The sequence below is a fragment of the Sulfuritalea sp. genome, from assembly GCF_031426875.1.
GTDB lineage: Bacteria > Pseudomonadota > Gammaproteobacteria > Burkholderiales > Rhodocyclaceae > Sulfuritalea.
Genome location: NZ_JASJPC010000036.1, coordinates 70,335 through 84,036 on the forward strand (window position 1 = coordinate 70,335; position 13,702 = coordinate 84,036).

General features: G+C 59.8%; 16 protein-coding genes. 5 read left to right on the forward strand and 11 right to left on the reverse strand.

All coding sequences use genetic code 11. The features are described 5' to 3' along the window. Positions 1-9 precede the first annotated feature (9 nt). The 3 genes from RMO95_RS16415 to RMO95_RS16425 are packed head-to-tail and all read left to right on the forward strand — an operon-like array spanning position 10 to position 3,214. Positions 10-885: a fumarate hydratase gene (locus RMO95_RS16415; protein ID WP_310451729.1), complete on the forward strand. Its 876-nt coding sequence runs from the start codon at positions 10-12 to the stop codon at positions 883-885. 2 nt (positions 886-887) lie between these two features. Beyond that, positions 888-1,502 carry a fumarate hydratase C-terminal domain-containing protein gene (locus RMO95_RS16420; RefSeq protein ID WP_310451730.1) on the forward strand — a complete coding sequence of 205 codons (615 nt, stop codon included), beginning with the start codon at positions 888-890 and terminating at the stop codon, positions 1,500-1,502. Continuing rightward, the gene (locus RMO95_RS16425) at positions 1,499-3,214 is read left to right on the forward strand and encodes an L-aspartate oxidase (protein ID WP_310451731.1); all 1,716 of its coding nucleotides are present in this window, start codon (positions 1,499-1,501) and stop codon (positions 3,212-3,214) included. Before RMO95_RS16420 ends, RMO95_RS16425 begins: the two co-directional genes overlap by 4 nt. 72 nt (positions 3,215-3,286) lie before the next feature. Here the strand turns inward: RMO95_RS16425 and RMO95_RS16430 are convergent, their stop codons facing one another. Together RMO95_RS16430 and RMO95_RS16435 are read right to left on the reverse strand one after the other, a co-directional pair. Then, complete coding sequence (locus RMO95_RS16430; RefSeq protein ID WP_310451732.1) at positions 3,287-3,541, reverse strand: UxaA family hydrolase; 255 nt, start codon at positions 3,539-3,541, stop codon at positions 3,287-3,289. Next, entirely contained in the window at positions 3,535-3,816 is a 282-nt protein-coding gene (locus RMO95_RS16435; RefSeq protein ID WP_310451733.1) for a UxaA family hydrolase, read from the reverse strand. The genes RMO95_RS16430 and RMO95_RS16435 overlap by 7 nt, the downstream gene beginning before the upstream one ends. Positions 3,817-3,980: 164 nt before the next feature. Between RMO95_RS16435 and RMO95_RS16440 the strand changes: the two genes are divergently transcribed. Continuing rightward, positions 3,981-4,730 carry a GntR family transcriptional regulator gene (locus RMO95_RS16440; RefSeq protein ID WP_310451734.1) on the forward strand — a complete coding sequence of 250 codons (750 nt, stop codon included), beginning with the start codon at positions 3,981-3,983 and terminating at the stop codon, positions 4,728-4,730. A 185-nt stretch (positions 4,731-4,915) separates the two neighbouring features. On the opposite strand, the gene RMO95_RS16445 is transcribed toward RMO95_RS16440, so the two are convergent. The 8 genes from RMO95_RS16445 to RMO95_RS16480 all read right to left on the reverse strand — a co-directional run bounded on the left by RMO95_RS16445 (position 4,916) and on the right by RMO95_RS16480 (position 12,021). Next, a complete protein-coding gene (locus RMO95_RS16445; RefSeq protein WP_310451735.1) occupies positions 4,916-5,662 on the reverse strand; it encodes a sulfite exporter TauE/SafE family protein in 747 nt (248 codons plus the stop codon). A gap of 31 nt (positions 5,663-5,693) precedes the next feature. Continuing rightward, positions 5,694-6,698, reverse strand: a complete 1,005-nt coding sequence (locus tag RMO95_RS16450) for an Ldh family oxidoreductase (RefSeq protein WP_310451736.1) — start codon at positions 6,696-6,698, stop codon at positions 5,694-5,696. A gap of 15 nt (positions 6,699-6,713) precedes the next feature. Continuing rightward, positions 6,714-7,643 (reverse strand): hydroxyacid dehydrogenase, encoded by a 930-nt coding sequence (locus tag RMO95_RS16455; protein WP_310451737.1) that lies wholly within the window; start codon positions 7,641-7,643, stop codon positions 6,714-6,716. A gap of 16 nt (positions 7,644-7,659) precedes the next feature. Further along, entirely contained in the window at positions 7,660-8,538 is an 879-nt protein-coding gene (locus tag RMO95_RS16460) for an ABC transporter permease (protein WP_310451738.1), read from the reverse strand. Beyond that, positions 8,531-9,343, reverse strand: coding sequence for an ABC transporter ATP-binding protein (locus tag RMO95_RS16465; protein ID WP_310451739.1), 813 nt, complete (start codon positions 9,341-9,343; stop codon positions 8,531-8,533). The genes RMO95_RS16460 and RMO95_RS16465 overlap by 8 nt, the downstream gene beginning before the upstream one ends. Positions 9,344-9,400: 57 nt before the next feature. Continuing rightward, positions 9,401-10,408, reverse strand: a complete 1,008-nt coding sequence (locus RMO95_RS16470; RefSeq protein WP_310451740.1) for an ABC transporter substrate-binding protein — start codon at positions 10,406-10,408, stop codon at positions 9,401-9,403. 119 nt (positions 10,409-10,527) lie between these two features. Continuing rightward, complete coding sequence (locus RMO95_RS16475) at positions 10,528-11,697, reverse strand: UxaA family hydrolase (RefSeq protein WP_310451741.1); 1,170 nt, start codon at positions 11,695-11,697, stop codon at positions 10,528-10,530. Between the two features lie 42 nt (positions 11,698-11,739). Next, positions 11,740-12,021: a UxaA family hydrolase gene (locus tag RMO95_RS16480; protein WP_310451733.1), complete on the reverse strand. Its 282-nt coding sequence runs from the start codon at positions 12,019-12,021 to the stop codon at positions 11,740-11,742. A 155-nt stretch (positions 12,022-12,176) separates the two neighbouring features. On the opposite strand from RMO95_RS16480, the gene RMO95_RS16485 reads away from it, so the two are divergent. Continuing rightward, entirely contained in the window at positions 12,177-12,323 is a 147-nt protein-coding gene (locus RMO95_RS16485) for a hypothetical protein (protein ID WP_310451742.1), read from the forward strand. 407 nt (positions 12,324-12,730) lie between these two features. On the opposite strand, the gene RMO95_RS16490 is transcribed toward RMO95_RS16485, so the two are convergent. Beyond that, positions 12,731-13,267 (reverse strand): DUF2058 domain-containing protein, encoded by a 537-nt coding sequence (locus RMO95_RS16490; RefSeq protein WP_310451743.1) that lies wholly within the window; start codon positions 13,265-13,267, stop codon positions 12,731-12,733. Between the last annotated feature and the right edge of the window lie 435 nt (positions 13,268-13,702).

The window sequence follows — 13,702 nt, forward strand, 5'->3', positions numbered from 1 at the left end:
TAGAAAAATATGAAAATCGATTTGATGATTGTTGAAGAGGCTGCCAAGGAGTTGTACATCCGGGCGCTGAAGGTACTGCCTCCAGATATCAAGGCAGGCTTCAACCACTTGGTGGCAGGCGAAAGTGGCTCTACCGCCCAGAATATTCTAGCGACCATGGTGACCAATATTCAGGTCGCCGAGGACACGAACAACTTGCTTTGCCAGGACACTGGCCTGCCGATCTACAACATACTGATTGGCAGCGGCGTTGATGTGGATGGATACGCATTGACGCAAGCGATTCGTAAGGGTTGCGAGCGCGCAACGCGGGAGCATCCGCTACGCTCGTCCGTCGTGCATCCGCTGACTCGCAAAAACGAGCATAGTTCCTGCGGCATCGAGGTACCGGTCATCCATATCGATTTCACCGATACTCCCGAGATGCTCTCGATCATGATGGTGCCCAAAGGTAGCGGATCCGAGAACAACTCTTTTCTCAAGATGGCCATCCCCGCCGAGGGCGTCGACGCCATCAAGACATTCGTCATCGACTGCGTGCTGGGGGCCGGAGGAAAGCCCTGCCCGCCCACGATAGTCGGTGTCGGCCTCGGGGGAACTTCCGATTTGTGCGTGGCGCTGGCCAAACGAGCTGCGACCCGCGCCCTCGGTACTTGCTGCAGCGACCCAGATGGTGCCGAGCTTGAAAAGCAGCTCTCTTCGGCCGTTAACCAACTGGGTATCGGTCCTCAGGGGCTCGGCGGCGACTCAACTGCCTTTGCTGTACATATCGAATTGGCCGCCACGCACATCACGATGAACCCGATCGCGGTCAACATGCAATGTCATTCCGCCCGCCGCGCACGGGCGATCTTTACGCCGGAAGGCGTCAGCTACGGATTCTAAATATGGCACATTTCGAACTCACCACTCCTGTCAGCGAAGTACAAGTCCGTCAACTTCGCGTTAACGACACCGTGACCCTGCAATCGACGCTATTTGGTATCCGCGATGCAACACAAATTCATCTGTTCGACCGCGGGCGTAAGACGCGGTTCGACCTAGATGGTCACGCTGTAATCCATACGGCACCCAACGTGAGGAAGGTCGATAAGAGCGTCACATATCCGGCTGGGTACGCGCCGATATGCATCGGCACGACTACCTCTGACCGCATGGAGCGCTTCACGCGGCCATTGATGACCCAGTGTGGCGTGCGTTTGATTATTGGCAAAGGCGGGTTGCGCGAAGCCTCGAAAACCGCTTTCAAGGAGTTGGGAGGCGCTTATCTCGCCATCGTCGGCGGTACGGCGGCGCTCGAAACGACCTGGATTGAACAAATTGAGGATGTCGACCTCGACGATCTAAACCCCGAGTCGCTTTGGAAGTTCCGTATCCACAATTTCGGTCCACTACTGGTTGCCATGGACAGTCACGGAGGTAGCCTTTTTAGCGTCGTGCGAGAGGATGCTCAGGGTAGGCGCGCCCAGGTGCTCGCCGGTCTAGGAGTCAAATCGGCATGAACGTAAAGCGGATACAGACTGACATCCTGATTCTCGGCTCAGGTGGTGCCGGCTTATTTGCCGCGTTGCACGCGCATCAGGCCGATCCCTCACTGTCGATCACGGTCGCAGTAAAGGGATTGCTAGGCAAGTGTGGCTGCACACGCATGGTCCAAGGTGGGTATAACGTTGCCCTTGCCGAGGGCGACTCCGTTGAGCGCCACTTTATGGACACGATCGAGGGAGGCAAATGGCTGTCCGACCAGAATCTCGCGTGGACTCTGGTCACCAAGGCGGTCGAGCGCATCCATGAACTCGAGAACGAGCTCGGCTGCTTCTTCGATCGCAACCCTGACGGCACGGTGCATCAAAAGGCGTTTGCCGGCCAAACTTTCGACCGCACGGTGCACAAAGGCGACCTGACCGGAATTGAAATCATCAATCGTCTAGCTGAACAAGTGTGGGCACGCAATATTCAGCGCTTGGAGGAATATCGGGCCATCGAGCTGATCAAGACGCCTGATGGAACGGCCCTAGCGGGCGTGCTGATGATCGACATGCGCACGGGCGAATTTGTGTTCGTGCAGGCCAAGGCGGTGCTTCTGGCAACTGGGGGGGGGCCCACCATGTACAAGTACCACACCCCCTCTGGCGACAAGAGCTGCGACGGTCTGGCCATGGCGCTACGTGCAGGGCTGCCCTTGCGCGACATGGAGATGGTTCAGTTTCACCCTACCGGCGTGCTGGCCGGAGTAGGAATGCGCATCACAGGCACGATCATCGAGGAAGGTCTGCGCGGCGCTGGCGGATACCTACTGGGCGGCGACAAGCAGCGCTTCATGCACAAGTACGACCCGCGGAACGAGCGCGCCACTCGCGACATTGTTTCACGCTCTATGTTCACCGAGATGCGCGCTGGCAATACCACCCCAAATGGCGGGCTTTACATCTCAATGGGACATCTTGGTCCGGATAACGTGCGCAAGCAATTCAAGGGCATGGTGGACCGCTGCTCCGACTGCGGCTTTGATCTGGCCAGCGGATTGGTTGAGGTCGTGCCCACGGCGCACTACATGATGGGTGGCGTGGAGTTCCGAGTGGACTGCACGACTCCGCTGAAAGGACTGTTTGCCGCGGGCGAGGACACGGGCGGCGTGCATGGTGCCAATCGTCTCGGTGGCAACGGCGTCGCCAACTCCACCGTTTTCGGCGGTATCGCGGGCGACAGCATGGCGGCCTGGGTGAAGAGTAATGTGCAACTGCGTTCTCCGGATGAGGCCGCGATCAAGCAGGGTGTGATGCAACACTCGGCACCACTGCGCCAGGCTGCGGGCGACATGGAGGCAATTCGCGAAGCCCTGTACGAGCTTATGTGGAGCGATGTCGGCATTTTGCGCACGGCGGAAGGCTTGCGGCGCGGCCAGGAAGGACTCGCCCGGCTCGACGCCGAGCTTTCGCTCATCGGCGTCGGCCGTGACGACCCCGCCTTCAACCTGGCTTGGCATGATTGGCTCAACCTGAAGAACCTGATTGCTGTGAGCCGGGTCATTGCAATGGCTGCGCTGGAGAGGGAGGATTCGCGCGGTGCCCATTTCCGTGAGGACTTCCCCGAGACCAGCGATCTGCACAAGTCCAGTCACACCGTGGTGCGCCAGATTGAAAACGAACTTCGGATTTCACGCAATCCGGTCGAATTCCTGCGGGTAAGGCCGGGGGAAACCATATTGACGTAAGCAATGCATGCGATTCCCAAATGAATAGCTGTTCACGCTTACAGGGCGTAGAGACGCTTAACGGCTTGGACATTACCCGAATACATCGGCCCCTGAATGCGAAACAATCGCGGAAAGGTATCGCTTAGGAAATTCACTGGCTCGATGTGGCCGGTTTTCGATTGAATTGCTGTACGGATGGGGCAATGCCATCGTGCCCTTGATGTTGTTGGCTACCGCCTCGCATGCGGCGTTGGAGATGTCATCGACCGGCAGGATGATGACGTGGTTACGAACGCCCACACGGCCGTTTTCGCGCCGGTAGCCCTGAATCGCGCCGCCTACCAACGCTTGGTCTTGACGTTGTGCACGTGCAGGTGCTCGCCCGCCTTTATCGGCGCGACAGTGCGGCCAATATCAACGCCGTACTTGATCACCGTATCGTTGTTCGCCAGATCCTTGAGCGCGATCTTGTGGCCGATCGGGATATCGCTCACGGTCTTCACCGCGATTGTCTGGTCCTGTTCCATGACCCAACCGGTCAGCTTCGCACCTGCCTTCACGCCCTCAACGACGATCGTGCCGACCGAGTCGCCGTCCTCATGCACTACAAAGTCAATCATTTCCGTCTCCTTGTTTGGCAGCCATACACAGGCCGTAAACGAATACTAGACACGCCACTCGCGCTAGTCGACAGTATGACTTGTATGACTTGTATGACTTGTATGATTTAGTTATCATGGGAATTTGGTTATACTCGGCAAACAAATCAGACGAGGAACAGGTCATGGTTGAGCGACTGGTCGGCTTGAATCCATCCGGGGCGCCTCTCTACAAGGAAGTCAAACGCAAAATTATTGAATCCATTCGCAATGGCGAATGGAAGCCCGGAGAGGTCATTCCGTCGGAAAAAAAACTCTGCGAACGCTTCGCCGTAAGCATGGGCACCATCCGCAAGGCGGTCGACGATCTGTCGGGCGAAGGCTTCCTGATACGGCATCAAGGTCGCGGCACCTTCGTCGCTACGCACAATCAAGATCGCTACCTGTTCACCTTCTTCCACGTTGTCCGCCAGGACGGCCACAAGGAATACCCGAAAGTCGAACTCATGGAATTCAGCAAGGTGAAGGCCGACCCGGTTGCAATGTCCATGCTTCACCTTGACCCAGGTTCGCGCCTATTCCGTTTCGTCAACAAGCTCGAACTTGGCCGCAACCCGGTCGTGGTCGACGAGATTCTGCTGCCGGAGCAGCTATTCTCGCGGCTTACCGAGCGGACCTTACGGGAACGCTCGGCCACCCTGTACCAGCTCTACCAGGAAGGTTTCGGCGTTACCGTCGTTCGCACCCAAGAACGCGTTCGGGCTGTGAGCGCAGACGCCCTCAGGGCCCGTCTGCTCGGTGTGAAGGTCGGCGATCCTCTGCTGCAGGTAATACGGATAGCATTCTCGTTCAAGGATCAGCCGGTGGAACTGCGCTATTCGTACGTACTCACGCACGCCTATGAATATTGCTCCGATTCAATGGCAGCGTCATGAGTCAGACGATCTTCTCGTCGGCTGCTCAGAATTCCAGAACCGCCATGGACAATGTATCCATTGATCCTTTGAACGAAGTTGTGGCGGCGGCGCTTATCGGAACCGGCGCACTCCCGCGAACCGGTACGCTTCAGCCGCGTCCAGCCCCCGGCCAGACGATCCTGTAACAAACGCCTCGGTCGGGGTCAGCCGCGCAGGCTGCGCCAGACCAGGCTGACGCCGCCACAGATCAGAATCGCCCACACTCCCTGCACCACCCGCTCCAGCGGCAGGCTGTGGTGCAGGCGGCTACCGATGTAGAGCCCGAGCATGGCACAGGGCAGCAAGCCGGCGGCGAGCAGGAGCAGTCCTTCCTGCGTATATAGCCCAGCGCCGCCGAACAGGACCAGTCGCGATACGCCGGTGATGAGGATCAGCGTGCCGATGGTCGCCCGCAGCACCGTTTTGTCATGGAGCCGGCCGGCCAGGTAGATCACGTAGACCGGCCCGCCAGTGCCGAACAGCGCGGTAAACACGCCGCCGACTGTCCCCAGCGGCACAGCCCAGCCGGTGGCGATAGTGGTCTGCGTGCCGCGACGGAACAGCAGGCTCCAGCCGGCATAGGCCAGCACGAAGCTGCCGAGCAGGAACAGCAGCGCGCGCTCCGGCGCGTTCACCAGCAACGTCACGCCGAACACCATGCCGACCAGCACGAAGGGGATCAGGCGCAGCAGTTCCCGTCGCTCCACCGCGCCACGATTCTTCAAGCCCAGCAGCAGGGTGGCGGCGATGTCGAGAATCAGCATCAAGGGCACCGCGAAGCGAAGCGGGAACAGTTGCGCCAAAAGCGGCATGGCGGTGATCGAGGAGCCGAAACCGCTGAGGCCGAACACGGTGTAGGCGAGCAAGACGATCAACGCCGCGCCGGCCAGGGTTTCCAGGGGCAAATCCATCGGCGGCAGGTGCGCGGCGGGTTCGCCCGCTTCAGCCTACCGGTGCCGCGCGTAGCTGCTCTAAGAGCGGCGCCGCCACCTCGATGCCTTCGGTCTCGGCGCGGCGTTGCAGTTCGAGACGACGATAGCCGGGCAAGCGCACCTCGGGATCGAGCAGCATCGCCGCCACCAGGGTTTCCACGCGCTCGGCGAACACTTCGGCGCCCGCCAGTGCTCCCGGATCCACCACCAGGAAAGCCTGACCGATATGCGGCCGGTTGCCTTCGTCGGCGAAGAAGGAATCGGCTTCAAAGCCGAAGGCCGCGCCGGTCAGGGCGCAGCACAGCAGTTCCACCACCAGGGCCAGCATGGCGCCCTTGACGCCACCGGCGGGCAGCATCATGCCGTCGAGCCCGGCCTGGGGATCGGTGGTCGGTTGGCCGGCCTTGTCCAGCGCCCAGCCGGCGGGGATGGGTTTGCCGGCCTTGGCCGCCACCATCAGTTTGCCGCGCGCCACCTCCGACAACGATAAATCGATTACCAGCGGCGCCTGTCCACGACGCGGAAACACCGCCGCGATCGGGTTGGTGCCGAATAACGGGCGGCGACCGCCCCAGGCCGGCATCGCCGCCGGCGAATTGCCGAAGGCCAGACCGACCATGCCGGCGGCGGCGACCGCTTCCAGGTGGTAGGCGGCGACGCCGAAATGGTGGCTGCGGGTGACGCCGGCAAAAGCCGCGCCGCACTCGCGGGCACGCGCGATCGCCTCTTTGATGGCCAGTGCGCAGGCCGGAAAGGCCAATCCTTCGTCAGCGTCCACCAGGCAGGCAGCGGCCTTGGCACGGATGACGCGCGGTTCGGCGTTGCCGTTGACCCGACCATGGCGCAGGTGACCGGCATACTGCGCCACGCGCGACAGGCCATGCGAGGCAAGACCCTGTGCCTCCGCCGTCACCAGCGCGGCAGCGGTGGCGCGGGCCATTGCGGCCGATGCGCCGGCGCGCATCAGCGCGGCGCCGGCGAGAGTGTTCAATTGCTCGATGGATACCTTGGGCATGGTCGCTTTGGCGTGTCAAGTGGTCAGCAGGAAGTCCGCCACTTTCGCGGCGATCAGGGTGCTGACACGGATGTTCGATTCGCGGGTGACGCCGCCGATGTGTGGCGTCAGGATCAGGTTCGGCGCCGTCGCCAGCGGCGAACCGGCGGCCAGCGGTTCATGATCGAAAACATCGAGAGCCGCGCCGGCCAGCTTGCCGCTGTGCAGTGCCTGTGCCAGGGCCGCCTCGTCGACGATGCCGCCGCGCGCGGTATTGATCAGCACCGCCTGCGTCTTCATGAGTCCGATGCGGTTCGCATCGATCAGTCCGCGCGTCTGCGCCGTCAATGGTACATGCAAGCTGACCGCGTCGGACTCGGCCAGCAACGGCTCGAGTTCGCGATGCGCGACGCCGCTTGCCGCCCACGCCGGCGCATCAGCCGCCAGCAGGGGATCGCAGGCCAGCACGCGCATGCCGATGGCCTGGGCGAGCCGGGCGGTGAGCTGGCCAATGCCGCCGAAACCGACCAGGCCCAGCGTACGTCCGGCCGTTTCACGGCCTTCGGACAGCGCCTGTCGCGGCCACTGCCCCGCCGCGACGGCCGCGCCGGACAGGTAGGCGCCGCGCAGCAGCACCATGACACTGGCGACAACGTACTCCGCCACCGCCAGCGCATTGGCGCCAGTGGCCGGGAAGACCTCGATGCCACGCGCACGACAGGCGGTAACATCGATATTGTCCAGGCCGACGCCGAGCCGGCCAACCACGCGCAGCCGTGGCGCGGCGGCGAGCAGTTCGCCATCGACTTGGGTCCGGTTGCGCACGATCAGCGCCGTCGCATCGGCGAGCAGCGCGAGCAGTTCGGCGCGACGGTCAAACAGCGTCGGCTCGTGGCTTACTGCAAAGCGGTCCTGCAGCGTCCGTACCGCGTCGATATCCATGAATTCCGTTATGACAATCTTCATCTCCGCTCCCCCGCGATCAATGTTGCATGCCCCACTTGCGCACAGTGCGGCTCTCGATGTAACGGAAGATCAGGTTCTCCACGGCGAGGCCGATCATGATCACCATGAAGAGTCCGGCGAAGACGTTGGTGATCTCCAACTGGTTCTTGTTCTCGTAGATGTACCAGCCGAGGCCGCCCGAGCCCGAACTGACGCCAAACACCAGTTCCGAGGCGATCAGCGTGCGCCAGGCAAAGGCCCAGCCGATCTTCAGTCCGGTGAGAATGCTCGGAAATGCCGCCGGAATGAGAATCTGCGCGACATAGGCAAAGCCGCCCAAGCCATAGTTCTTGCCAACCATGCGCAGCGTGTTAGACACCGCAAGGAAACCCGAGTGCGTATTGAGCGCAACCGACCACAGCACCGAATGGACCAGGACAAAGACCAGACTGCCGTTGCCGAGGCCGAACCAGATCAGGGCGATTGGCAGAAGGGCAATCGCCGGCAGCGGATTGAACATCGACGTCAGCGTCTCCAGGAAATCGGTGCCGATGCGCGAGGCAATGCCGATGGCCGTCAGCAGTGCAGCCAGCACGATGCCGATCGCATAGCCGGTAAGCAGCACCTTGAGCGAGGTCCACAGCTTGATCAGGAGTTCGCCACTGGCGATGCCATTGATGAAGGCCTTGTTGGTGGCGAGGAAGGTCGGAAACAGCAGGTCGTTGTCGAGCAAGCGCGCGCCGATCTCCCAAGCAAGGGCGAGCACCAGCAGGATCGCCGCCTTGCGCAAGGCACCGATGTTGTAGAGCTTCTCGAAGGTGGACAGCGGCTTTTCCACTACACCGAAGGCTTCGGCGCCGACCAGCTCGTGGCGGATTTCCGGCCGCACGATGAGCATGGCATCCTTGTTAGGCATGTTGCGTCTCCTCGGGTTCTTCGATCTCATCGACAAACAGCATGTCGTGTATGCGGTTTTCCAGCGCCTTCGCCGCTTCCGCATTGGGCGGATCGCGCGGCACGCTGGCCAGTTCGGCCTTGACCTGGCCCGGGTGCGGGGAAAGCAGGAGGATGCGGTTGCCGCACTTGATCGCCTCGGGAATCGAATGGGTGACGAAAATCACCGTGAAGTGCGTGTCATCCCACAGCTGCAGCAGCTCTTCCTGCATCTTGCGGCGGGTCAGGGCATCGAGCGCGGCGTAAGGCTCGTCCATCAGCAGCACGTCCGGCTCCATCGCCATGCCGCGGGCGATGGCGACACGCTGCTTCATGCCGCCAGACAGCATGTGCGGGTAGTGATTGGCGAACTTCACCAGGTTCACCTTTTCGATGTACTGCATGGCCTTGTCTTCGGCCGCCCGGCCCGCATGCTTGCCGGACGCGACCAGCGGAAATAAAACGTTTTCCCTAACCGTTTTCCACGGCATTAGCTGGTCGAATTCCTGGAACACCATCATGCGATCGGGTCCGGGCTTGGTGATCACCGCGCCCTTGAGTCGGATTTCGCCTTCGGTCGGCGCCAGGTAGCCGCCGACCGCTTTCAGCAGTGTCGACTTTCCGCAACCCGAGGGACCGAGCAGGACGTAGCGATCGGATTTGAAGACCTTAAAGTCAACTCGGTAGGTAGCGGTGACGAGATGCTCTTTTGTCTTGTATTGGAGGGTGACGCCGCGCACATCGAGCAACGGCTCCACTTGGCCAGAACCCTTTTGATCTATGTTCATGCCTATCCTTCTGAAATCCCTGAATGTCGGAAGCGTTTCGCCGATGCAGGAATAGGATTAGCTGCCGGAAAGATCCTGCGCGCTGGGGAAGAACATGTCCTTCCACGAAACGGGCTTGGTCTTGATCGAGTTGATCTTGTACATGAAGTTTACATACTTCATGACGTTCTGCGGCGTGGTCGTATAGATGATGTTGGGATCGTTGAGCATCTTCAGGATGTTGTCGTGCGTGTCCTTATCCTTGGAGATCCGCAGATAGGCCTCGGCCGCCCAGGCCTTGTCCTTGTTGATCATGGCCATCGCCTCGTCGAGGGCCTTAACGAAGGCGGCGGAGATCTTCGGATTTTCCTGGTAGAACTTCGAGGTAGTCCAGATCACGTTGAAGGTGCCCGGCCCGCCGAGGACCTCGTAAGAATTCAGCAGGTTGCGGATGCCCGGCTTGGCCAGTTGCTGGTACTGGAAAGGCGGCGCGCTGAAGTGGGCCGTAACCTCGCCGTTGCCCGCCAGGAGCGCGGCCTGTCCGTCGGGGTGGCTCATGGAAACCGTCAGCGAGTCGAGCTTGTTGTGCTGACCGGCGCCGAAGGCCTGTTCGGCGGCCATTTGCAGTGTTACGGCTTGTATCGAGACCTTGACCGCCGGCAGGGCGATCTTGTCCTTCTCGCTCAGATCCTTCAGCGACTTAACGTTGGGATTGCGGGTGTTGAGATAGAGCGGCATCGAATTCAGCGCGGCGATGCCCTTGACCTGGTAGTTGTCACGGGTGCGTGCCCACAGCGTGGTGAAGGGCGCGACGCCGCCGGTGGCGATGTGCAGACTGTTGGAGAGCAGAGCATCGTTCATCACGTTGCCGCCAGCGAACTTGGACCAGCCGACCTTGAGGTTGGTGATGCCCGCCGCCTTTGCATGCTTTTCGATCAGCTTCTGATCTTCCATGATCAACAAGGGCAGGTAGCTGATGCCGTATTGCTCGGCAATCTTGAGTTCGTCGACCTCGGCACGCGCCACGCTGCCAAGAGTCAGCAGCGTCGCGGCCGTAGAAGCGGCCAGTAGGGATCCTAATTTCATGGTGTTCTCCTCCAATGATTATTGTGTAGTGCCGATTCCGGGTTGCGCGCCTCTGCGGGCGCTTTTTGCAAGCCGGTCAATTTTCGCCGGATTTCGCTCGCGACCTTGGGTCGATGCGATCAGGCACTTTCATACAAACGCGTGAGCACGAACTCGCGGTGCCCGAGTGCTTCGGCTGCCGTGAGTCGGCCATTAGCGGTGCGCAGCATGCATTCGAGCAACTTGTCGCCTGCCTGATCCATGTTCATCTCGCGCTGGAGAATTCCAGATGTATCCACATCGACGTGTTCCGCCATTGTGCGCACTGTCCTGGGATTGGAGCAGAGCTTGATCACAGGCAGGATCGGGTTGCCAATGATGTTGCCTTGGCCGGTCGGGAAGAAGTGGACCACATAACCTGCCGCCGCGCACAGCGTAACCATCTCCGCCGCCGCCGAAGAGGAATCCATGAACCACAAGCCCGGACCAGTTGGCGCTTCTGCTTTATCGAGAACGCCGTCGACCATGCATTTCTTGCCAATCTTCTGGATATTGCCCAGCGCTTTTTCCTCGATGGTTGTCAGACCACCCGCGATGTTGCCCTTGGTTGGCTGGGAGTCCGAAAGATCAGAAGTCTTGTGGCGATTGACCACGTCTTGGTAGCCGTTGAACATTTTCATGAACTGATCTTTCACTGCGGACGTGCGACAGCGGGCAGCTACCAGATGTTCGCCACCCGTAAGCTCCGTCGTTTCGCCGAAGACCAGCGTGGAACCGAGAGCATAGAGCTTGTCGAACGCATTACCGACCGTCGGGTTGGCGCCACAGCCAGAAGTCGTGTCGGATTCGCCGCACTTCGTAGAGACCCACAGATCGGAAACGGAACATGCTTCCCGCTGCTTTTCCGACGCCCACTGGACCAGTTCGCGCGCCGCTTTCGAGGCCCGCATAATCGTGTCATGGTCACCGTGAAGTTCAATTGAGAAACCAACTACCGGCTTGCCTGTCTTGGCGATCCCATCGACGATGAGTTTGGTCCAGCCCTCTTCGATACCGATGACGACCACCGCGGCAACGTTGGGATTCGCGCCGGTGCCAATCAAGGTGCGGAAATGCAGGTCCAGGTCAGCGCCGAACTGCAGTCGGCCGTAAGGATGGGGCAATGCCATCGTGCCCTTGATGTTGTTGGCTACCGCCTCGCATGCGGCGTTGGAGATGTCATCGACCGGCAGGATGATGACGTGGTTACGAACGCCCACACGGCCGTTTTCGCGCCGGTAGCCCTGAATCGTTGTGTCTTTGGTGATCATTCTCTTTGTCCTAGGATTGGATGCTGGTAAAGGTAGCGCCGCCTACCAACGCTTGGTCTTGACGTTGTGCACGTGCAGGTGCTCGCCCGCCTTTATCGGCGCGACAGTGCGGCCAATATCAACGCCGTACTTGATCACCGTATCGTTGTTCGCCAGATCCTTGAGCGCGATCTTGTGGCCGATCGGGATATCGCTCACGGTCTTCACCGCGATTGTCTGGTCCTGTTCCATGACCCAACCGGTCAGCTTCGCACCTGCCTTCACGCCCTCAACGACGATCGTGCCGACCGAGTCGCCGTCCTCATGCACTACAAAGTCAATCATTTCCCTCTCCTTGTTTGGCAGCCGCACACAGGCTGTAGATGGATACTAGACACGCCATTTGTACTAGTCAACTGTATGACCTGTATGACTCGGGTGATTTAGTTATCATGATAATTTGGTTATACTCGGCAATCAAATCAGACGAGGAACAGGTCATGGTTGAACGATTGGTCGGCTTCAATCCATCCGGCGCGCCTCTCTACAAGGAAGTCAAGCGCAAAATTATTGAATCCATTCGCAATGGCGAATGGAAGCCCGGAGACATCATGATCGACCGCCTGAATGAAGTGCCACCCATTTGAGCGGCAAGCCAACTTCTGACACCACCCGGTCAAGTCGCATGCCTTCGGCATAGTCAATGGCCCGAGCCACTGCATAGCAGAAATTCAGACGGGAAAATTGGTGGATCTGTCTGAATGGCTGCTATGGAGAACGGGCCAGGTTGAACGGCCGCAATGGAGAAAAATCCCCAGCGTCGGCTGATGGCCGTATTCAGACAGAGGCCCCCAGGAGCCAGTGTGATCGACCAGACAAGAAATGCAATGAGTACCGGTAACGATAGGGCCTCTGACCTCAAAGCCATTTCCGGCGAATCCGATACCTTCAAGAGCCAGCGCTTGGTGCTGGAGATGATTCTGGCCTTGAAGCAACTATGCAACCATCCGGCACTTGCCGCATTGCCCGGTCCGCGCCAGGCGGGCCGACCGAGCTACCACATCAAGTCGTCCGGAATCTGGAAGGCGGCATAGGGATCGTCCGCATCGACCTCTGCGCTGGTCTTGTTCACGCGCACGACGAGCGAGGGATCGCGCTCGGCGATCTTGTCCGCGATAACCTTGGGTACCAATTCGGTGGCGTCGCCCTGGCAGACGATCACCAGGCGCCCGGCCATTAAATGCGCCTGGACCGCAGGCGACACATACAGCCGCTTGATCTTGTTGCCGTGGGTGAAATTGTAAGCAATGTCGCCGCCACCCTTGCTCTGACGATTTTTCTGCACCATTTGGACAATTTGCGCCACGATCGCCTTTTGGGTGGTGGCCGCATCGCGCTGGGCATTCAGTTCGCGGGCCCGCTCGGCGTTCTTGCGTTGCGTTTCGAGTGCAGCCAGGCGCACATCTTCGACATTTTGTGTGCCGGTCTGGCGCTCGACTTTTTTCTGATTATTCTTTTCCTGTTTGGCCAGATTGACTTTCTTCTTGTCGACCAGACCGGCTTTCAAAAACTGTTCTTGCATAGAGGCCATGGGAGCCACTCCGTAAATTGGGCTCGCCGGCCCAGGCAGCGGCGCCGGCCAGCGAAAAGTGGAAAGGCGCCAGCATAGCAAAGGCGACTTTGCAGACCCGCGATCGCAGCTCTGCTGGTGCTTCTGGGCCCTAGGTGAAGATAGCCCGAACGTGGGCAAGGGGGCACCTCCGAGATGTAGCGTTGAAGATTGCACCGTCACCGGCATGGCCATTGAAAGCCATCTCCAGTTGGTGCGCCGACGGACATCGGCTATCTGCCCTTGCGCAAGTCCGCAGGCATTTTCCTGGAAGAGAGTGTGTCCAAAAATGCGCGTTTTCCGAAAGGCCGCGTCGCTACCTGCAGCGGCCATATGCAGACGTGAATTCGATCAGCCGCTTTGGCCGATTATGTAGATGCCTCGATTATGTTGAGCCATGTCCGGCGTCGTACGCCA